Annotated in this window: 15 protein-coding genes; 5 read left to right on the forward strand and 10 right to left on the reverse strand. The window is 55.0% G+C overall.

Annotation, left to right across the window (positions count from 1 at the left end; genetic code table 11):
- The first annotated feature begins 153 nt into the window (after nt 1-153).
- On the forward strand, nt 154-1,137 hold the full coding sequence (locus BLT69_RS07065; protein ID WP_092648716.1) for a hypothetical protein: 984 nt from the start codon (nt 154-156) through the stop codon (nt 1,135-1,137).
- A gap of 62 nt (nt 1,138-1,199) precedes the next feature.
- Here the strand turns inward: BLT69_RS07065 and BLT69_RS07070 are convergent, their stop codons facing one another.
- The 7 genes from BLT69_RS07070 to BLT69_RS07100 all read right to left on the reverse strand — a co-directional run bounded on the left by BLT69_RS07070 (nt 1,200) and on the right by BLT69_RS07100 (nt 11,507).
- On the reverse strand, nt 1,200-1,961 hold the full coding sequence (locus BLT69_RS07070) for an ABC transporter ATP-binding protein (protein WP_058237036.1): 762 nt from the start codon (nt 1,959-1,961) through the stop codon (nt 1,200-1,202).
- Nucleotides 1,962-2,846, reverse strand: a complete 885-nt coding sequence (locus BLT69_RS07075) for an ABC transporter permease (RefSeq protein ID WP_092648717.1) — start codon at nt 2,844-2,846, stop codon at nt 1,962-1,964.
- A 21-nt stretch (nt 2,847-2,867) separates the two neighbouring features.
- Nucleotides 2,868-4,871: a glycosyltransferase gene (locus BLT69_RS07080; RefSeq protein ID WP_092648718.1), complete on the reverse strand. Its 2,004-nt coding sequence runs from the start codon at nt 4,869-4,871 to the stop codon at nt 2,868-2,870.
- Entirely contained in the window at nt 4,868-6,064 is a 1,197-nt protein-coding gene (gene glf, locus BLT69_RS07085; protein ID WP_092648719.1) for a UDP-galactopyranose mutase, read from the reverse strand. The genes BLT69_RS07080 and glf overlap by 4 nt, the downstream gene beginning before the upstream one ends.
- Before the next feature lie 126 nt (nt 6,065-6,190).
- A complete protein-coding gene (locus BLT69_RS07090; RefSeq protein WP_058237040.1) occupies nt 6,191-8,236 on the reverse strand; it encodes a DUF6541 family protein in 2,046 nt (681 codons plus the stop codon).
- A 47-nt stretch (nt 8,237-8,283) separates the two neighbouring features.
- Nucleotides 8,284-10,164: a glycosyltransferase gene (locus BLT69_RS07095; protein WP_092648720.1), complete on the reverse strand. Its 1,881-nt coding sequence runs from the start codon at nt 10,162-10,164 to the stop codon at nt 8,284-8,286.
- A 53-nt stretch (nt 10,165-10,217) separates the two neighbouring features.
- Nucleotides 10,218-11,507: a nucleotide sugar dehydrogenase gene (locus BLT69_RS07100; RefSeq protein WP_092648721.1), complete on the reverse strand. Its 1,290-nt coding sequence runs from the start codon at nt 11,505-11,507 to the stop codon at nt 10,218-10,220.
- Nucleotides 11,508-11,605: 98 nt separating this feature from the next.
- On the opposite strand from BLT69_RS07100, the gene wecB reads away from it, so the two are divergent.
- The 3 genes from wecB to BLT69_RS07115 are packed head-to-tail and all read left to right on the forward strand — an operon-like array spanning nt 11,606 to nt 15,060.
- Nucleotides 11,606-12,703, forward strand: a complete 1,098-nt coding sequence (gene wecB / locus BLT69_RS07105; RefSeq protein WP_058237043.1) for a non-hydrolyzing UDP-N-acetylglucosamine 2-epimerase — start codon at nt 11,606-11,608, stop codon at nt 12,701-12,703.
- Nucleotides 12,700-13,854, forward strand: a complete 1,155-nt coding sequence (locus BLT69_RS07110; protein ID WP_257590288.1) for a glycosyltransferase family 4 protein — start codon at nt 12,700-12,702, stop codon at nt 13,852-13,854. The genes wecB and BLT69_RS07110 overlap by 4 nt, the downstream gene beginning before the upstream one ends.
- 57 nt (nt 13,855-13,911) lie before the next feature.
- Complete coding sequence (locus BLT69_RS07115; RefSeq protein ID WP_070726337.1) at nt 13,912-15,060, forward strand: glycosyltransferase; 1,149 nt, start codon at nt 13,912-13,914, stop codon at nt 15,058-15,060.
- 25 nt (nt 15,061-15,085) lie between these two features.
- Here the strand turns inward: BLT69_RS07115 and BLT69_RS10820 are convergent, their stop codons facing one another.
- Nucleotides 15,086-16,345, reverse strand: coding sequence for a glycosyltransferase (locus tag BLT69_RS10820; RefSeq protein ID WP_141757300.1), 1,260 nt, complete (start codon nt 16,343-16,345; stop codon nt 15,086-15,088).
- The gene (locus BLT69_RS07125) at nt 16,342-17,418 is read right to left on the reverse strand and encodes a glycosyltransferase family protein (protein ID WP_092648724.1); all 1,077 of its coding nucleotides are present in this window, start codon (nt 17,416-17,418) and stop codon (nt 16,342-16,344) included. Before BLT69_RS07125 ends, BLT69_RS10820 begins: the two co-directional genes overlap by 4 nt.
- Before the next feature lie 101 nt (nt 17,419-17,519).
- On the opposite strand from BLT69_RS07125, the gene BLT69_RS07130 reads away from it, so the two are divergent.
- Nucleotides 17,520-18,734: a glycosyltransferase gene (locus tag BLT69_RS07130; protein WP_162272396.1), complete on the forward strand. Its 1,215-nt coding sequence runs from the start codon at nt 17,520-17,522 to the stop codon at nt 18,732-18,734.
- 2 nt (nt 18,735-18,736) lie between these two features.
- Here the strand turns inward: BLT69_RS07130 and BLT69_RS07135 are convergent, their stop codons facing one another.
- Nucleotides 18,737-20,059 carry a lipopolysaccharide biosynthesis protein gene (locus BLT69_RS07135; RefSeq protein WP_227469273.1) on the reverse strand — a complete coding sequence of 441 codons (1,323 nt, stop codon included), beginning with the start codon at nt 20,057-20,059 and terminating at the stop codon, nt 18,737-18,739.
- Nucleotides 20,060-20,063 lie beyond the last annotated feature (4 nt).

Genomic DNA, 20,063 nt, shown 5'->3' on the forward strand with positions numbered 1-20,063 from the left:
GGCTTGCGATTTTTTCTCCGCCACTCGGCGTGTCGAGTTGTCGCTGTGTCGCATCACGGGTTAGCGTGGCCACTCACGGTGACCTAACCGTTATTCAGCCCCCCCCCGCGGGCGCGTTCCCGTTACCGCACCTTTTTCGCTAACGTACCGAGTATGACTCTTCATCAGCTGGTCAGCCTGCTTCAAAGACAGCCGCTGCCACTACTGACGTGGTACGACCTTGCAGCCTCCCCCATTCAGCGCACCGAGCTCTCCGGCCCTGTTCTGGCCCGCTGGTTCTCCAAGATCGCGAACCTTTTGATGGAGTATTCCGCGATGAACCAGTGGGGTGACCTTGCTGGCGCCGACAGCGGTGACAGCCGCAGCATCAACGCGCCGAGCGGGCAGGTCGCCCTCGACGATCAGGACTGTCAGCCGCGCGGACGGATCTGCGTGGACATGCCGTCTTCGTGGCAAGGGTGTCTGTGGGCGGGTGCCTCGTGGCTGTGCGGGTGGCGCACCGTTGACGCGGCCCTCATGGACGAGGGGGACGCCGACATTTTAATCACGGGCGAGGTGTCTGAGCGGGCGTGCGCCGCTGATGGGGCCGGTGTGAGTGTGTATGCGCATAACCTGTCAGCGCTGGCATTGCAATGGGATGGAGACCTGCCAGGCGCGATGATGGATGCGATCGCTGAGGTGTCAGGTTGCGGCGACGTGCCGGAGTTCGATGCCGACGAGTTGCCTGTTTTCCCTACCGGCTGGCGGGTCGATGAGCCCTCGAATCTAGCGTGGGAGCAGTTGTGGGAGACTGACGGCGGCGCGCCTGGCGCTGCGCACGATGAGGGCGCTGCGTCGGGATACGTGCATGGTAACGGTGGCGTGACGAAGTCCCCACGCGCTGACAGCGCTGTACCCAGATCTCCACGCACTGACAGCGCTACGCCGGCATCCCTGCACGGCAGCATCGACCTGCCGCCACGTATCGCTGTGATGAGCCGGGGTCTGGTTGCAGATACGAGCCTGTTGCTCTGGGCGCTGAGCCGCAGCCAGCCTCTGGTTATCATCGCCTGCGGCGGGCTTGACCGAGACGATCCAGCCGTTGCCGACCCGATCGCCCGCATCGCCACCCAGGAACGCGCGCAGCTGCGCCCTTAGCCTCCTGGCGACTTCGCGCGGCGCGGGCGTGTCCTCACAAAAGTCCGGCGGCACCTTGGTCCTTATCGAGAGGCGCGGAGGAAGTCGACGGCCTCAACGATTGACCCATCGAACTTCTTGACTCCATGATCCAGCACGATGCCGCGCTCACAAATGTTCTTAATCATTTCGAGGTCATGGCTGACAACAACAAGCGTCTGGCCGGTACCCCGAAGCTCTTCCATCTTCGAAATACACTTGCGTTGGAAAGGCTCATCTCCCACGGCGAGAATCTCATCGACCAGGAAGACGTCAGGCTCGCAATGGACGGCAACGGAAAAAGCAAGCCGCATGTACATACCTGAGGAGTAGAATTTCACCTCAGTATCGATGAATTTCTCGATCTCGCTAAACGCCACGATCTGATCGAACTTTTCGTCGATCTCTTTTTCTTTCATGCCCAAAATCGCCGCATTCAGGTAAATGTTTTCGCGCCCGGTCAGATCCGGGTGCATTCCCGCGCCAACTTCAATCAAACCGGCGATTCTGCCGCGAGCCAGAACAGTGCCCTGATCGGGGCGCATCACACCACTGATCAGTTTGAGCGTGGTGGATTTTCCTGATCCGTTGAAGCCGAGCAGTGCCACGGACTCGCCCTGGTGGATCGACAATGACAGGTCGTCGAGCGCTTTGAAGGAATCGTCCAGTTCATCTTTGCGCCCCTTCAAAGTCCACACCACGTACTCCTTGATGGAACGGGTGTGGCGCAGCCGAAATTCCTTATCGAGGTGTTCAAGCCGGACCATCTCGAGGGCTTCGGACCCAGAATTGTGAGGATCGTTCATTTACAACTCCTGTGCGAACTTACCTTCAAGACGGTGGAAGACCAGTTGGCCGATGAGCAGCACACCAAACGCAATGACGAAGGATCCCATCATCAGTGCGGGCATGTTTGAGGCCATGAGGTCCCAGCTCGTATGGCCGGCTTCGACAACGCCTTGCGTCGGTGCCCAGAAGCAGAAGTGAGACAGTTCGACGCCCATCGCAAGAGGGTTCAGCATGTAGAGGTTGACAAGCCACCGAGGGAAGACATCCGCCACCATATGCCATTGGTAGAACACAGGCGAGACCCAGATAGCAACCATCGACAGCAAGTCAACGAAGTTTTCAGCGTCACGGAAAAAGACGTTGAAAGCCGCGAAGAGCAGACCTAAACCGAGGGAGAACATGCCGATCGTCAGCACTGAAAGTACACCGACCAGAATGTGCACTGGGGTTGGCCTCCATCCGAAGAGGAGTGCTCCGACTATCAGCACAACGATCTGCGGAACAACATGGACGAAGGCGACCCACAAGCTTGAGACCGGGAATAGCTCGCGTGGTAGATAGATCTTGCCCACCAGCGGAGCGTTCCAGATAATCGATCGCGTGGTGTTGGACAGGATCTCGTTGAAGAAGTTGATCATCACCATGCCGGCGAACAGGTAGACCACGTAGCTGGGAATGGAACGACCCAGGCCCATGAATTTACCCATTGCGATGTAGTAAACGACCAGTTGGACCGCTGGTTTTACATAGCTCCACACCATGCCCAGCGCGGACCCTCTGTAGCGTACCCGCAGTTCTTTCTTCACCAACAGGCGCAGGAGGAAACTCCATCGTCCCAAGTCGAGCAAACCGGCCGAATGGCCGGGCGCTCGAAGTGGGTATTCACTCAGTTCTTTAGTCATCAATGGAAAAATTCTGTTCGATCAGTACTCCGCGGCGGCAGTTTCACTTGATTCATTGGACGTGATACCAAAAGTCTTCGCCCACTCGTCGAGCGAGACGATATGCGCAAGAGCCTGTCGATATTGCGCCGAAAGTTCATCCCAGCGGCTGATCAGTTGGCTTCTGGCCGAAATTGACTGACTCAGGAGCTTGCGCAGTTTCCGTGGATCTCGTTTGTACCATGCTGTGCCAGAGCCGTCCGCTTTCGTGACGAGGACAGAATCAAACTGGCTCAAAATAAAGTACTTCGAGTCAGCGTGTGCAACAAATCCTTCCGGATGCTGTTTTGCGCTTTCTTTCGGAGGCGTCATCAACCGGATCAGTGTTTTCAGTGTCCAAGGCCCCAAGGTCAGCATATTTGGCCCCTTGGGTAGCCCTTTCTTGAAACGCGAACGGCTCAGACGATTAATCGGCGGGAAGGCGTCCGGCTCTGACTTGTACTGTGCGTCAGTAAAGTTCTTCGTCATTTCACGAAGCTGTTGCATGCGCGTCTTGAGGGTGCGGTGGAGATGCTCAGGGCCAGACAAGATATCGCGCACTGCCATCAGTCGCGCTGACTGGGCGTAGTATTCAGCAGATACAGAGTGCTTCACGTCAAGTGTCGTGAGCTCGTACGGCAGGCGGCCACCGTGGTCATATGGCGAATGCAGAAGAGCCGTCAGGATCCTGTTGTGCTCGTGGTAGTACGCCTGCCAGTCGCGTGCGTCGTCTTTGTCACCCCACGCTACGTGCCACAGACCTGCCCCTGGGAGGGTCACTGTGCTCACGCCATGCTCGGAGGCGCGCAGCGAGTATTCAAGATCGTCCCACTTGATAAAGATCGGCAAGGACAAGCCAATTTCTTTGATCACTGAGACAGGAATGAGCGTCATCCACCAGCCGTTGTAGTCGACGTCGAGTCTGCGGTGCAGTTCACGACGCTGACGGAGATTAGCCAGTGCAAGATCAATGCGATTCTCAGTTCCCGGAACAGGTCCCCACAGCCAGCGCCACGTATTGATTCCCTCGCCAAAGGAGTGAGCAACTGCACGGTCGTTAAGATCGAACATCTGCCCACCGACGATCGTGCGGTTACGGCACAGTGATGCGAAGCGAACCAAACGTTCGACTGATTCGGGGTTCACGATGACATCGTCATCAAGCAGCATGTGGAATTCTGTCTCGTCAGCTTGTACCGATTCGTACATGCCGCGCGAGAATCCACCGGAGCCTCCCATATTTCCCTGGTGGATCATGACGAGCCTATCGCCAAGCGACTCCGCTGCTTTCGGATAGAGCTCATCATCGCTGACGTACTTGTTGCCCTGATCGACGACGTATACCCGTTTGAGGATATCCTTCAGGTTTTCGGCTTCACCAAGGGCGAGGATTGTCTTTGCGCAGTAATCAGGGCGATTAAAGGTGGTGATGCCGATCGACAGGGACGCATCACCGTCAGGGCACGCGTCCACTTTCCAGCATCCGGAGAGGAACTGCGCGTCTTCATCTGATGCAATGACGTCGAACCAGATCCAGCCGCCATCGGCAAACGTCTTCAGTGAAATGTCGAACTCAACGGTCCGCGAATCGACCGTTGCGGAGTCGATACGCACAAAGCGCCCCTGAGCGTTGGACTTATAGACCAGAACCGATGCGCGTCCTTTGATCGTCACTTCGAGACGTGCTGCTGTCGCACGGGTCCACTGGCGCCAGTAGCTCGCGGGAAACGCGTTAAAGACTGACGCGAATGAGACTCGAAGACCTCCAGGCAGCCTCATTGTCGAGTCCCCGTTGATCAATGCGCTATGGTCTTCGCCCCCATGGCGTTGCATGGCAAGACTACGCAGTGTGGCATTGCGCGCCTTCTTGCTGCCGGCATCAATGGGTTCTGTCGAATTGTGTGCCCGGCCGAAATCTACATACAGGGGCAGCAGATCCTCTTCCCCCTGTGCGGGAAAGACTATTCGCGCGACCTGCGTGTAATCATCGTGTGTCTTGGTGCTCATTGGTTTTCTTCTCCAGACTGTAGCGACGTACCGTCGACAAAGTGGGGCTTAAGAACATTGTCGAACATGGTCAGCGCAGAAGCGATCGCCATATGCATGTCGAGGTACTTATATGTTCCAAGCCTGCCGCCGAACAACACATTGGGCTCTTTGTCAGCTTTGGCGCGGTACTTTTCCAAACGCTCGCGATCATCGCTGGTGTTAATGGGATAGTAAGGTTCGTCGCCTCGTTCAGCAAAACGGGAGTATTCGCGATGGATTACCGTCTTGTCAGTCGGGTAGTCGCGTTCGGGGTGGAAATGGCGGAACTCATGAATTCTGGTGTACGGAACATCCAGGTCTGCATAATTCATCACTGATGTTCCCTGGAAATCTCCGGTGTCGAGGATTTCCTCTTCCAAGTCGATGGTGCGCCATCCAAGGTCACCCTCGTCGTAGTCAAAGTAACGGTCGATCGGGCCGGTGTACACAACTGGAATCTTGCCGACAACATGGGATCGGCTGAGTTCGTGTGAATCGTCGAAAAAATCGGTATCGGTGTACACCGTGATATTCGGGTCGTCCACCATTTTTTCCATCCACGCGCCATAACCGTCGGTTGGCAACCCTTCATAGGTGTCGTTGAAGTACCGATTGTTATAGGTGTAGCGGACAGGCAGGCGCGAGACGATTGAAGCGGGAAGATTTTCCGGTTCAGTTTGCCACTGCTTGGCTGTGTAGTTCATGAAGAATGCTTCATAGAGCGGACGCCCGACAAGGGAGATTCCTTTTTCGACAAAGTTTTCCGGCTTCTTGTCACCCAGTTCGGCGGATTGCTCTTTAACGACCGCGCGCGCCTGGTCGGGAGTGTACGCCGCGCGGAAAAACTGGTTGATGGTGCCCAAGTTGACCGGCATGGGAAACACTTCGCCGTTGTGAGTGGTGTAGACATGATGCTGGTAATTCGTAAAAGAAGTGAAGCGATTGACGTATTCCCACACCCGCTCGTTGGATGTATGGAATAAGTGAGCGCCATAGCGGTGGACCTCAATGCCGGTGGTTGGTTCTTCTTCCGACCATGCGTTTCCACCAATGTGGGAGCGCTTCTCAATGATGGCGACTTTGAGTCCAAGCTCTTCTGCAGCTCGTTGTGCGATCGTCAGTCCAAATAGGCCCGCACCCACCACAACGAGATCCGGTTGGTCCTTCTCCACTGCATTCTCCTTAATCCTTAATTGGCGCGGTTGCCTACCGCAGGATGCACTTAGCTCTAAATGCTAGCGCCTTTCGGCTCTGATTTAAGGTAAGCCACCACAGACTACTCAATCGCACAGGCATCGTCATTTCTCCTCGCAAGGTGTGATCTTCCAGAGCGCCGCAGTTCCGCCTCGATCAACCAAGCGCATATGCCTCGTCAAGAATCGACCTTCGCGCAGTCCCACAGATAGTGGGCGCGTATCTGCTTCTTCCGGCCAATATGTCAACGAGTCGGTGTAATAGTACTGAATGTCGTGCGCATTCAGGACGCGACAGATTTCAGGATCTTCCAGCATGTCTGAGATGTTATAGGCGGCATCAAGCAGGTCAGGATCGTATGACCCGGTGATGTGGCGGAAAGTGACATCAACATTGGCAACCGCATACAACAAGGACGAACCATTCATCGGATCTCCGATTACCTCGGCATCCGGGGGGATTTCTTCCTTTATTCTCGCCATCATCGTTAATTCAGCATCAGAGACCAGAGAACTGTAGCCCTGTTGGTTCAGCTGCATATAGTTCAGGTACAGTTGGTGCGCTCCTACTGTGCGCCCGTATTTACCCGTTGGGACGTATAGGAGCCCGATCGTGACTCCGAAACAGGTCAGCAATAGCAGGGGACGCAGTGAGCGTCGCTTGTCGTCCGCTCCCAACGCACGCGCGCAGTGCCAGTGCACGACATGAATCACCGTCGCCAGCGCGACTATAGACACCGGCGCAGCTATGAGGGGAATTGCTGAGCCTATACGAGCAGGATCTGTGTACCACAGGCCCACGAGCTTCAGGCCCGGTTTCCACAGTACTGCAGCAATCAGATATAGGGCTACGATGGATGCCCAGGCCGGAAGGACCCATCCCTGTTTCTGACCAACGCAGACGAGAATCCCACCTATTGTCAGAATTCCCAGTAAAATTATCCCTTGCTGATTGCCGTGTATTTGATCGGGAAGCTGGGCGTCAATTAGCGCTCCCCTCAGCTCGCGCTGAAACTCTCCAAATGGTTTCAGACGTTCATATCCGGTAGTTGATCGCCAAAAACTTGTGCGTGTCAGGCCGAAGAGTCCTCCGGCGAGGACAAACGGCATGCTCCACGCTAAGATTTTCCAGCTTGCTCCCGCACGGACCCGGTTCTTTCCAAGCGCCGCCAGGTGTCCGATAAAGCGCCACACGACAAAGACAAAAGCGACGATGACGCCCGTCGGATGGGCGATGCCGATAGCACCAAGGCCCATCACCATAAGGACGAGCAGTGAGGCCCTACGTGAGCAGTGATTACGCAACATTTCAACAATGATGCTCGTTACCAAAGGGACAAGCACGTATGACAACGCAGTCGGCCACAGTGTTCCATATGAGATCAGACGTTCGGGAAAGGCCGTAAAGCAGCTCGCGACTATAGGTCCGATCGCCCATATCCACGTTCTGCGCTTACTCAGTGTTGCTGCAAGCATCGTTGCAGTGAAGGGCCATAGAAGCGCAGCGATGACCAGTGCAGAAACGTTTGCCGCAGCCACCACGTCTCCCGCTGTCCCTGGAACAGCCAATACTGCCCAGTCATGCCACCCCGCAGGATAAAAGACTGGTGTACCATCTGACGTCGCCACGGCACCGAGATGCAGAGTCGATGCGTCCCCTGTATCGAGGATCCACCGTAAGGCATTCAGGTGGAAAACAGCATCCCAAGTTTGTGGGGGGCGCGCCGGGTTGCCTATGGGAGCAATCACTCCGTAGGCGCTGACCAAGATGGCCAGCATACCGCCCAGAGAGTACGCCACGATATTCGCAGGTGGTGGAATTCGAATGCAGGCAGTCGAGCCAGATACTCGCGCGTGGTTCGCACTTCGTCGGCGACGTATGAGTTGTTGGGCTCCTCGCACAACGTATGCGCCTACGACCCACAGGAGTGTCCAGCTGATGTAAGTTCCCCATCCCCATGGACGAACAGCCCTTTGTGCCACGATCGCTCCCGTCCCCATGAGGAACACTGAGAGCAAGGGAGTGGCGATCAGGAAGATACGTCTCCGATATCCCATTGCCCATGCAAGCAAGGCGCCCGGAAACACGATCGCAATGAGTAAAAGAAGGAAGCCGGGGAAGACATGGATCCATGGTGACAAGTCAGTCATTCTGATACATCAACTTCCTTAGGCAGCAACGAACAGTTGGGCGAATTTCAGGCTTGCGGCTGGCTTAGCTGTCTCCATAGACGATATCCCGCCCGTCTCAAACCGGTTGGCACAATTCGGTAGGTTGCACGTATTGCAAGATTACGCACTAGCTGGCCTCGAGTCGTTATTCCGTGACTTCTTAGCCGACGCTGCAACTCGACCTCACTTTTCAGTAGCCGAAGTCCTCCGCGCCGCTGGTAGGCCCCCGCTCCCACCCGATACTTCACGAGGACGTCGGAAAGATTGGTAACTCGCGCACCGCTAGCAACCATCCGCGCGAAAAGCCAGTAATCCTCCATCAGGTCCAGATGCTGATAGCCACCAACTTCCTTCACTGCACTTGCACGGTAAACGACCGCGGGATGGTTGAACGGGTCATGAAAGGTAAAGGCGCTCACGATGTCATGCTGGTGAGTCGGCTGCCTTCTGATCATCCCAGTGCCATTTTCGTCTACTGAAAACTCCACGATCGCCGCTCCCACAATGTCAAATCCCTGCTCCATGACTGGCAGCTGGCGTGCAAATCGTTCAGGAACAGAGATATCGTCGGCATCGGCTCGGGCGACAATGTCGTATGAACAGTGCTGCAGACCCGCGTTCAAGGCTGCTGAAAGGCCTCTATTACGCTCCAGTCTGACGACTTTGATCGGTATATCAGCGACGAGGTGTGGCGATCTGCCATGACGCGCAGAATCCAGGATCTCATCTATTTCCGGGCTCACGGGACCGTCGCACACAATAACAATCTCATCGGCAGCAAGACTCTGATCTGCACCCACAGACTGGAGAGCCCGCTGGAAGTGTGCTGCATTGTCCTTGATGTATACGGGCAGGAGAACTGAGAATGGCAGTGTCTCATCTGACGCGGCGCCTTCCGCCACGGAAGTATCTGCCTGCTCCTGCTGTATACGCTCACATAGGTCACTTGTCCCGTTTTGCCCCTGCCTGCTTGCTCGTCGATCCAACTGCGCTGCTTCACACGCCACTGGCGTATCCGAAAGCACATCGGCGGTAGAGGACGGCTCCTCGTTTGCCTGCTCCACGCCCTCTTTCAGGTAGTTCCACAGCTGAGTGCGATCAGGGGACGTGGCCAGCAAGCGTACCCAGCGCATCGTGGTCATCGCCATGAATGCGCACCGCTCGATCGGCCCAAAAGCCTGCGAACGTCCGAACGCCCACATCTTGTTTCGCACCTCGTTGACGAAGCGTGCGCCAGGGCTTGCCGTAGAGTTTCCAAAAGTTTTCGTGCGGTGTTCGACGCGCGCGGCATCAACATACAAGCCCACTCTGCGTCGAAGAAGACGCGCTGTGTACTCAAAATCGTCATTCCACAGGAAATATGCCGCTTCGGGCAAACCGTCTTCGCGGATCGCTCGCACGTCAAGCAGGATCGCCACAAAAGATGCCGTTCGAATCTGGTAGCTATCTGCCGCCTCAGCATGCTGATGCAGGACAGGTCTCAGGAAGGCGCGGCGACGCGGCTTGTTCATTGGATGCTCACGCCCATCGAACCATTCCGCCCGACACGCCATAACTGCAGGTTCGCCCGGATATTCTGCCCGTGCTTCCAAAAGTCGCTCGAGGGCGTCCATGTGTGGCACCGTGTCGTCATCCATAATCCACACAAAGTCAGCGCCTCGGGATACTGCTCGGGCAATGCCGGCAGCAAATCCTCCAGCGCCGCCGAAGTTCGAGGGAAGCGTGACGGTGTCTGTGACGGCCTCACTGCCTTGAATGGCCTGCGGTGTGTCATCCGTCGAGGCGTTGTCCACCACGATGATGTCGTCAAGCGGCCGGGACTGTTGGGCTAGCGCTCCAAGCGTTTCGCGTAGGAGCTCGGCTCTGTTCCAGGCAACAACGACGGCAGCAATTCGCGGGGCAGTCATAGCGCTCATCTTAGGCGAGGTAGGCGGATTCTCGGGGCACCTCGCCCAAGGCCTCATTCACCGATTACCATGCGTGGGGTTCCTGCCCATGTGGCAGGATCGGTCACCCGGCGGCCGTCGAACAGGAGGCGAATGCCGGGCAAGTCCTGAGCAGTCATGTCCTTGTACTCAGGATGGTCCGCCTGGATAATCGCAGCGTCGACCGGCTCACCTAGGTGGTAGGCGTCCCATCCGAAGTGTGCGAGTTCATCATCGGTGAACATCGGGTCATGGACCAGCACCTCAGCACCACGCTCACGCAGGGCGTCAACTGTGGCAAATACACCGGAAAATGCTGTCTCCTTGACTTTGCCGCGGTACGAGGCTCCCAACACGACAACTTTCAGATCTTTAAGGTCTCCGAGGACGCCCTCAACTCGCGATACCACGTATTCAGGCATGCCCGCGTTGAACTGGCGAGCTGTGCGCACCACTGACGCGTCGGGGTCAGTGGACAGGTACAGGCGCGGGTAGACGGGAATGCAATGCCCGCCAACAGCGATTCCGGGCTGGTGGATGTGGCTGTATGGCTGTGAGTTGCATGCGTCGATGACACGCTTGACATCGATGTTGGCCTTGTCGGCGTATACGGCGAACTGGTTGGCAAGCCCGATGTTCACGTCACGGTAGGTCGTTTCTGCAAGCTTCGCCATTTCGGCGGCTTCGGCGCTGCCCATGTCCCACACGCCGTTGGGGCGAGGCAGGTCGTCACGCTCGTCAAAGTCAAGGACGCTGCGGTAGAACTCCATGCCCTTGTCAGTGCCTTCCTGGCTCAGACCGCCCACCAGCTTCGGGTAGCGTCGCAGGTCGGAGAACACGCGGCCAGTCAGCACGCGTTCAGGCGAGAACACCAGGTGGAAATCTTCTCCTTCTTTCAGGCCGGAGATCTCCTCTATCATCGGCTTCCAGCGTCCGCGGGTGGTGCCCACCGGCAAAGTCGTTTCATAAGATATCAGTGTGTCTTTGGTCAGGTGCTCGGCCAGCGAGCGTGTGGCCTGATCCATCCATCCGAAATCAGGTGCCCACGTCTCATCGTTGACAAACAGTGGAACAACTATGACGATTGCCTCCGCTTCTGGGATTGCTTCACCGTAGTCCGTGGTGGCGCGCAGTTTTCCGGCGGGTACAAGCTCAGCGAGTTTTTCAGCCAGGTGAGCCTCCCCCGGGAATGGTTCGCGTCCCTCGTTGACGGTTGCGACCGTCTTTTCGTTGACATCAACGCCGATGACGTCGTGCCCTTTGCTTGCAAACTGGACGGCGAGCGGCAGCCCGATCTTTCCCATAGCCACAACTGCAATACGCATGAAAACTTCTTTCCATCTGTCAGCGATAACGCACACATTCTAACCGCTTCCACACGATCATCCCAGCATCTCAACGTCTCCACTGATAAAGTGCCCACATGCGCGTTGTTTCAGTTGTCGGGGCACGTCCCCAATTCGTCAAGTTGGCGCCGATTGCCCACGCTTTTGATAAAGCTGGGATCGATCACGTGATCGTCCACACGGGGCAGCACTATGACCCTATGCTTTCAGATGTCTTTTTCGAGGACCTCGGTATTCCCGCGCCTGACGTTCACCTGGGCGTGGGATCAGCTTCTCAAGGCGTGCAGACAGGGAAGATGCTGGCCGCCCTCGACGATGTGTTTACCGGCCATAATCCTGACTGGGTTCTTGTGTATGGAGACACAAATTCCACCTTGGCTGGGGCTTTGAGCGCTGTGAAGCTCCATATTCCAGTCGCACATCTGGAGGCGGGACTCCGCTCCTTCAACCGCGCGATGCCCGAAGAGATTAACCGCGTCATGACCGATCATGCCGCAGATCTGTTGCTGACGCCCACTGATGAAGGTGCCCGCCACCTTGCCGATGAAGGTTTGAAAGAGCGCACCGTCATTGTCGGAGACGTGATGACTGATGTCCTGCTCCAGATCCGCGACCAGGTGAAAGATCTGCCCTCCCCTGTCATGAACGAGCTTGGGTTAGCTGAAGGATCCTACTCGCTGGCCACGATTCACCGGGCAGAAAACACCAATGATCGCGATCGACTGCTGTCAGTGCTCGATTCCCTAGGAGACGTTGATCATCCCGTTGTGCTGCTTGCCCACCCCCGCCTTGTTGCCAAGTGCAAGGAGCATGGCATCGAATTGTCAAACGATCACCCGCGCGGGAACCTACTCGTTCATCCCCCGCTGGCATATCCCGACCTTATTGCCTCAGCGCTTCATGCACGTGGTGTGATCACTGATTCGGGTGGACTGCAAAAGGAAGCGTTCCTGCTGCGCGTTCCCTGCACGACGGTCCGCCCACAGACCGAGTGGGTGGAAACCGTACATCTTGGCTGGAACAAGTTGGTGGAGCCTGGTTCGGATCTGGCGGCGGCTGCTTCACGTTCTTATCCGGCCGAACCTGCTGAAGCTGATGCCCATCCATATGGTGATGGCCACGCTGCCGAGCGCGTGGCAGAAGTACTGTCAAACTGGGCAGGGCGCGTCAGGTGAGTCGCGTCGTTCTTGCCACCCGGGTCTTCGCCCCCGAGCCTGCGGCGGCCGCCCTTCGTCTGCGCGGGCTTGCGCATGCGCTGGCGATGGATGGGCACGACGTCACCGTCTTGACCTCGCGTTTTGGTTCCCTTCGCGGTTCGGTAACTGACGAAGGAGTCCTGATCAAACGCTTCCCTGTTCTGCGGGATTCTGCTGGCGCCGTGCGTGGCTATGCGCAGTACATGTCCTTTGACATTCCCCTGTTCTTCCGTCTTCTGACATGCCGCAGACCCGATGCTGTTGTGGTTGAGCCTCCTCCTACGACCGGGTCCGTCGCGCGTATCGCATGCAGTCTCCGGAGAATTCCCTACGTTTATTACGCGTGCGACATTTTGTCTGACGCTGCCGAAGCCGAACATATGAAGCCTCTGGTTGTCAGGGTCCTGCGCAGTATTGAGCGTTTTGCTCTCACAGGTGCAGAACGTGTCATTGCTGTGTCTGAGGGGGTTGCTCAGCGCGCTCAGGAGCTGGGGGCTGTCAATGTGAGCGTGGTGCCCAACGGCGTTCAAACGCAGGAGTTGCTTGACCGCACTCCCCTGCCCGACGGTTTTCCTCACGCTGGCGGCCCGGTTTACCTTTACGCAGGTACCGCCTCATCGCTGCAGTCTCCTGACGCCTTTATCAGGGCTTTTCCGCGCGTCAAAACCGTGTTTCCGAAGGCTGTCTTGGTCTTTCTTGGACAGGGAAACGCATGGGATGACCTGGTTGAACTGGGTCGAGCAGCATCCACGGACATTGTTTTCCATGAGCCTGTTCCTCCTGATCAGGCTCAGCGCTGGTACGCCAGCGCCGATGTTTCACTCGCATCGATTCGCCCGGGTGGTTATGACTATGCGTATCCCACCAAGATCCTTGTCTCTCTTGCTCAGGGAACACCTGTTGTCTATATCGGACAGGGACCTCCTGCCAACGATATTCGCAAATCCAATTTGGGGCGTACCGCAGGCTTCAGCCCGGACGAAGTAGCTGACGCGATGATTCAGGCAGGAAATATGGCAATGCACCGCGAGGCAGGCGAGCGCGAGAGGCTGCGCCAGTGGGTCATCTCGCATCGTTCGCTGCCAGCGACATCCAGGCGCGCTGCACAGGTCGTTGCGCAAGCCTTTTAGGTTCACGGTATTTATACAGAGCACCATGCCTTGTCAAAGGCAGAAAGAAGCGAGCACATGAGTCAGAAGCCACGTATTTTGTGTCTTTCGTTTTCTCCTCTTGCACGCGACGCACGCGTACTTCGCCAGCTGAGCGTACTTCAGGAATTCGGTGACGTCACAACCGTTGGATACGGGCCGACAACCCCGTATTCAACCGAGCACCTTGAGGTTCCTCAATCTGCTGCCTCTTTGCCTCAGACACCATCCGGTGTCGCCAAGCTTGCGCTTCACCGTCACTCTTCGGTCGACCTAGATGCTCCGGCCACGAAGGAAGCGTTGCGTCTTCTGGAAGGACATTCATTTGATGTTGTCGTGGCCAACGATGCACGGGCACTGCCTGCCGCGCTGACAGCGGCTCACGGCGCGCCGGTGTGGGCAGACTTGCATGAATGGGCACCGGAGGAACGCACTCAGATTCTCTCGTGGCGCCTGCTCGTTGCTCCCTGGATTGATCACATCTGCCGCACATGGCTTCCACAGGTGAGCGCAGCGACAACTGTCGGGGGGAGAATTGCCTCGTTGTACGAGCAGCACTATGGTATCCGGCCTCGTCTTATGAGGAATGCGGCGCCATGGGTCGATCTTTCCCCTAGCCCGGTTAACGACTCCGGTCCTATCAGACTGGTTCACTCAGGCGGCGCAGTTGCAGGCCGCGCGCTGGACACTGCAATTGACGCCGTGATTGAAGCCGGTGACAAATTCACGCTTGACCTGTATTTGGTGCCAGCGAATGATAAAGGTAAGTATTTACGGGAACTACAAGCCAAAGCCAGTGGATGCGATCGAATTACCTTTCATGACCCTGTTTCCCCTTCTGATTTGCCTTTTGTCTTGAACCAGTTCGATGTTGGTGTCTACTGGATCAAACCGATTACAACGAATGCCCGCCTAGCTTTGCCAAACAAATTCTTCGACTTCATTCAGGCGCGGCTTGCCTTGGCCGTCGGCCCTTCTGTAGAAATGACGGACGTAGTCAATAAATACGGTTTAGGAGTGTTATCTGGCGGCTTCGATATTCCGCAAATCGTAGAGTCTTTGCATTCACTTAATTCACAGCAGATACAAGCATTCAAACAGGCTAGCCACAAAGCTTCACATGCCTTGAGCTTTGAGAATGAAGCTGCGGTTGCTCGGACTATTATGGAAGAACTATTGGGCTCCTAGCTATCGGAGTCCCGAAGGAAAAGCTTTAGGCGGATATCCAATTTTCATATAGCGCACGCGCGCTCAGTTCACCATCGTGGACAAGCGCAAGATAGCGCTTATTTTCTTCGAGGATTGATTCACGCCTGTGCTTATCGCGAGCAAGAGTTGCAATGGTTTCTTCCAACGTGTCCGCTTGCGCCTCGACAATGGGGCATTTGATTCCGGTAGTTTTCTCGATATATGTGCGAAAGCGGGTATCAATATGCGCTATCGGAATGCATCCCGCTCCGATCGCTTCGAGCGACGTTGTTCCATAAATACCCATCGTGATTTGTTCAACCAGAAGATCTGCATTTCCCAAGGCTACGGGCATCTCATTCCGAGGCACTGATTCGAGAAATCTACTCTCCACGATTCCTTTCGCATCAAGGCGCTCGAGCACGGGAACTATTTGTTCAGAGCCCTTCAACCAAGAGCGACTTGGAATATGTGCTACCTGCAGGAGGCTTCGTCTTTCGCTCGACGTTTTGTCTCCCATTCCGCTACTCTTTGATCCCCACTCGTCAGGGTTAATCGCGAGTGGGCACCAATGAGCCTGCGGAACATCGTCAAGCAGATCTGGCGTCGAAACGAAAACTGGTACTCCTAAACGCTCGATCAGCTGCCGGTTACGATCTGAACGTCGTTGGAGTAGTTGCGTCTTAGGGTCGTTTTCATCGAAAGGAGAGGAGTGGATTCGCCGCGCATGCGCGCGAGGATTTCGCGTATCAGAACCATGGGACAACACGGCGACAGAAACTCCCCGCGACTGTAAAGCTCGCACTTCTTTTTCAACGCTGAAGTTAAATAGTGGCCCGAAAAGAGGCTCCTCCGCCTCGACCAGCACATGCGTAAACTGTGAGACCTGTTCGAAATACTTGCGTGCCCAATCCTTTGAGAGCGTGAAAACGCCGTAGGGAATAACTCGATCGGATCGGAATGGTAACGCTCCAGGAAAGTCGACCATCACATTTTGTGCATTTATGTTCGGATAAGAACGTTCTAGAGCATGTGCCCACTGCCACGCCTGTTCCGCAAAGTTTACGGGCGCAATCAGTACTCGAATAGGCGCGTCGGGAATCGCAAGCGGGGATGGAAGCGGGTAGGGCTTGTATCCTTGAGCTCTGCGAATTACCGGATATAGGGGGCTACCCGGCCCTGCAAGCTTCATGACAGTGTCAGCCACAGGCGCAGGTAGGGAAAATGCGGCGTCGTGGAGAAAATCAAGCAGGCGGGCACGAAATGATTGATTCATCTTTGTCACTTGCTTTCTGTCAAGACTTCGGCAACAGAGCGAGCACGGTCTCTCCACGTATTAGTCTGAGCCGCTATGCGAGCATTCCTCGCTTTCTGCTTAACGTCCTCAGGGTGAGCTTTCAAGAAAGTCAAGATCTGGGCAATATCAGCAATTCCGTAATTGACCTGCCAGCCTGCATCCAGTTTGTTGACGATCCGTGCGGCCTCGGTTCCAGCTGTCACGAGAACTGGTCGCCCTCGCGAAATATACTCGAACAGTTTCGCCGGCGCAGCAAACTTCCGGTAGTCACTCGGCTCAACAGCAAGAATGCCGATGTGAGTATCCGCATACAGCGGATCAAGTTCACTTGAATTCAAGTGATGCACATGAATCTGGTCGCTGCCCAATGAAGAGTCCTGAGCAAGGGCTGCCTTCCATTGTTCAGGCCTCGTCACTAGCTCCAGTTCAATACTTGGTTCTTGTTTAAGGGCTGCGAAGAGCGCATCAAGACGATAATGCCCGCCGAGCCCACCGACATAAAACAATCTCAGCGGACCTGTTGGAAGCGGCATTGTGCGTCCACTATCCCCTGCGGGTGGAAGAGCAGAAAACGTTGCGTCGTTCGGCAGGTTGAGATAGGTTGCCATGCCTTCAGAGGGCAGGAAAAAATGCACATTATTGCGGAGGTATCCACGCATATCGAGTCGGTGAAAAAAAGGCGACAGCTTGCCAATGACAGTTTTTGCTGGGGCATGTGCAAATTTCCAGTAGATATCCCGGTAGAAAACACCCGATGGGATGCCGTGCCTGCGCACAAGACTCAAGATCGCATTATCAAGCATCGGCGCAAATCCTGACTTCACGCTCGTAGCGAATACATTGGGTTGCGTGGAGTTTTCGCTGTAGAAAAACTCCGGCTTCATTCCTTGCCGCAGGTTCTTTTTGAGCGCAGCCATTTTTCTGCGACGTTCGGGCGTCGTCCCCGACATATCGATCACGTGATAGCCGATATCCGCGAAAGCCTGCCGCATCCGCAAAGGGCGCAAACGTGATGCTGCCGTCGGATTCTTCTCCATCGGATAGGGCGCGTGGAAAATCATTGTGGGTGTGGACTGCACGTAGGCCTCGCATTCGTCAACTGGACCATGCTCCAGTGTACTCGAGCTGTGCCCAATCCTCCTTGAGCCCGTATGCTCGTAGTATGAGTACCTCTTCTTTTCCGACGTCATCTGGTCTTCGGCACGTCCTCATGATACCGTCCTGGTACCCAAGTCCCCAATATCCTTTGAATGGATCGTTTTTCGCTGAACAGGTGCTCATGCTGCAAAATGCAGGATTCACGGTCGGAGTTCTTGCCCTCGATGCAACGAAGCCCTGGCAAAAAAAGGCGCCTGTGAGCATGAGCAAGGAAAATGGGATCTCAACGATTCGAGGTTCTATCGTCTCTGTCCCTCACGAGAAGCTTCCAGCTGAATACCCATTCATCCGCATGCAGGCGCGCCGCTTCTTTGAGTTGTATGAGGTCACATGCGGCAAACCTGATCTTGTGCATGCGCATTCTGTGTATCCGGGTGTGTTGATCGCCCAGGCGGCCTCAGCTTACTGGGATGTTCCCTACTGCCTGACTGAACACCGCCCATCGTCTTTGGAACGTCCTCCACGTTCCTTCCGCGGAAAGCAGATCATCTACGCTGTACGGTCGGCACAGGGGCGTGCGACAGTGTCATCTGTCTTTGCTGAAAAGCTCGAACGCTTTTACTCAACGACCCCGTGGACTGTGATCGCTCTGCCGGTTTCGAATGCGGCGGCGCAAGTTCGCTTGCCTTCCTACACCAAAGGTGACGATATCGTTTTCTGTCATGTCTCTCATTTGGGAGAAAATAAGCGTCCGCGCCTGACTCTGCGGGCGTTCGCAAGAATGAGAGCGACGGTCGGACATGCGCGCCTGCGCGTGATAGGCGGCGGCGTTTCAGGCGAAGTTGATTCGCTCAGGAACTATTGCGTTGAGCTCGGCATCTCAAATGACGTCGATTTTCTTGGAGCGCAACCTCGTGATCAGATTTTTGAGCTTCTGTCTGGGGCAAACGCTTTTGTCTTGGCAAGTGCAGTCGAAGCAGGTGGAACTGTCTTTGCCGAGGCGCAAATGGTGGGGCTGCCATGCGTCGGGACGGACACGTGGGCCGGCCAATTCATGATCGAACAGCAAAGTGGCATCGTTTCGCCAGTTGATGATGAGGACGCTCTGACAGAAGCTATGACACAGATTGCACGAGACTTGGTCAATGGTTCGCCACGTTTTTCTCCTCTTCGAATTCGTCAGAGAGCCATCGAGCGATTCAGCGAAACGACGTTTGCCACTTCATCAGGCAAATTCTACCGTGACAGTCTCGACTGCTTCCGCAGGCATATGTCTTAGACCTACGAGATAGAAGATTCACAAGCAGGCGGCTTCCTGTCAAAATCCACGGCGCATTTCCACGCTAGCAACAGCATCACACCCAGCATTAGTGCCATAAGCCCGCCAAGAGCAAATACGGTCGGGAGCAAAGCCAGCGGCGAGAACCACAACCACAATAAAGGAACAACACAGTACAAAACAGCAAAAATCAGCATTCGACGTTGATTTTCGGTAACGACAAATATGTTCGATATGGGAGAAGTCAGGACCGTCATATACAGCCATGGTGTAAGTGCTTGAGCAAAATAGCCAGCCTGATCCCACTGGGCGCCAAAAACGAATGGAAATAGCCATGGTGCCAGAACGAATAGCAAAGCAAATGGCCCAATTGCAGCAAACGCTGCTCGAATCAAAGTAAAACGTACAAGACCTGACATCTTCCCATGTTCAACAACTGCAAGCTTCTTGAGAAATACCTGCGAAACTGAGCCTGCGATAAGTCCAACGGGAACTTGCATAATGGCCCACGCTAGTTGAAATTGGCCAAGAGCGGCGACGGCCACTGAACCAATCAACAAATTAATCCCCATATTGCGAACCGAGTCTACAAGTACGTTTGGACCGTTTAACAAGGGCATCTTTCTATAGCGCCTCATTAGCGAAAGCATCGAAGGCGCATTATCCGGTATGGGTCCACGGAGCTCTGGAGTGCGGATCTTTATTGCGACAAACCCGACCAACTGACCCATGATCGTTCCCGTTATAAGACCGACCAGACCTCCCTTCCACAACAGTCCCATTATAAGTTGAAAGAAGACAATACTTGTCGACTGAAGAACCTGGTTGGAAGCAAGAGCTCCGAATCTCTCTTTTCGCGTCAACCAGTACTGAATATTCGTTATCTCTGCCACCAAGAAGACAGTCAAACCGGAAATCATTAGCCATTTCGATAATTCCTGGGATTGATGATACCTATCTTCAAGAAACTTCGAAAATATAATACAAAATAGTGAAGTCAAAAAAGAGGAGACCACTATCGAACGAGTTGCAATCTTTTTCAAAACACGAGCAACAGTATCTGATTTGGGCAACATCTGGGTAACATCAAATCTCAACGCTGCTACGGCGATAACGAAGGAGGTAATGGTTCCATATATTCCGAAAAGCCCTTTTTCGTAGTCAGTATAAATTCGATTGATAAAAATTTGAAATATAAAAATGACGATCTGGGAGATCATGGTTCCCGTCATCAGAGTCAAGATCGCAGATACCACTGGACTACGATTCTTCTCGCGCAGCAGCTTTTCATGTAGTCGATGCCAGATCCCCCGCAATTCTTTCACCTCC

The organism is Schaalia radingae (assembly GCF_900106055.1).
Classification (GTDB): domain Bacteria; phylum Actinomycetota; class Actinomycetes; order Actinomycetales; family Actinomycetaceae; genus Pauljensenia; species Pauljensenia radingae_A.

Excerpts from the sequence above, each read along its gene's own strand:
- BLT69_RS07065 (WP_092648716.1), top strand. The coding sequence starts at position 154 with ATGACTCTTCATCAGCTGGTCAGCCTGCTTCAAAGACAGCCGCTGCCA.
- BLT69_RS07070 (WP_058237036.1), bottom strand. The coding sequence starts at position 1,961 with ATGAACGATCCTCACAATTCTGGGTCCGAAGCCCTCGAGATGGTCCGG.
- BLT69_RS07075 (WP_092648717.1), bottom strand. The coding sequence starts at position 2,846 with ATGACTAAAGAACTGAGTGAATACCCACTTCGAGCGCCCGGCCATTCG.
- BLT69_RS07080 (WP_092648718.1), bottom strand. The coding sequence starts at position 4,871 with ATGAGCACCAAGACACACGATGATTACACGCAGGTCGCGCGAATAGTC.
- BLT69_RS07090 (WP_058237040.1), bottom strand. The coding sequence starts at position 8,236 with ATGACTGACTTGTCACCATGGATCCATGTCTTCCCCGGCTTCCTTCTT.
- BLT69_RS07095 (WP_092648720.1), bottom strand. The coding sequence starts at position 10,164 with ATGACTGCCCCGCGAATTGCTGCCGTCGTTGTTGCCTGGAACAGAGCC.
- BLT69_RS07100 (WP_092648721.1), bottom strand. The coding sequence starts at position 11,507 with ATGCGTATTGCAGTTGTGGCTATGGGAAAGATCGGGCTGCCGCTCGCC.
- wecB (WP_058237043.1), top strand. The coding sequence starts at position 11,606 with ATGCGCGTTGTTTCAGTTGTCGGGGCACGTCCCCAATTCGTCAAGTTG.
- BLT69_RS07115 (WP_070726337.1), top strand. The coding sequence starts at position 13,912 with ATGAGTCAGAAGCCACGTATTTTGTGTCTTTCGTTTTCTCCTCTTGCA.
- BLT69_RS07125 (WP_092648724.1), bottom strand. The coding sequence starts at position 17,418 with ATGATTTTCCACGCGCCCTATCCGATGGAGAAGAATCCGACGGCAGCA.
- BLT69_RS07130 (WP_162272396.1), top strand. The coding sequence starts at position 17,520 with ATGAGTACCTCTTCTTTTCCGACGTCATCTGGTCTTCGGCACGTCCTC.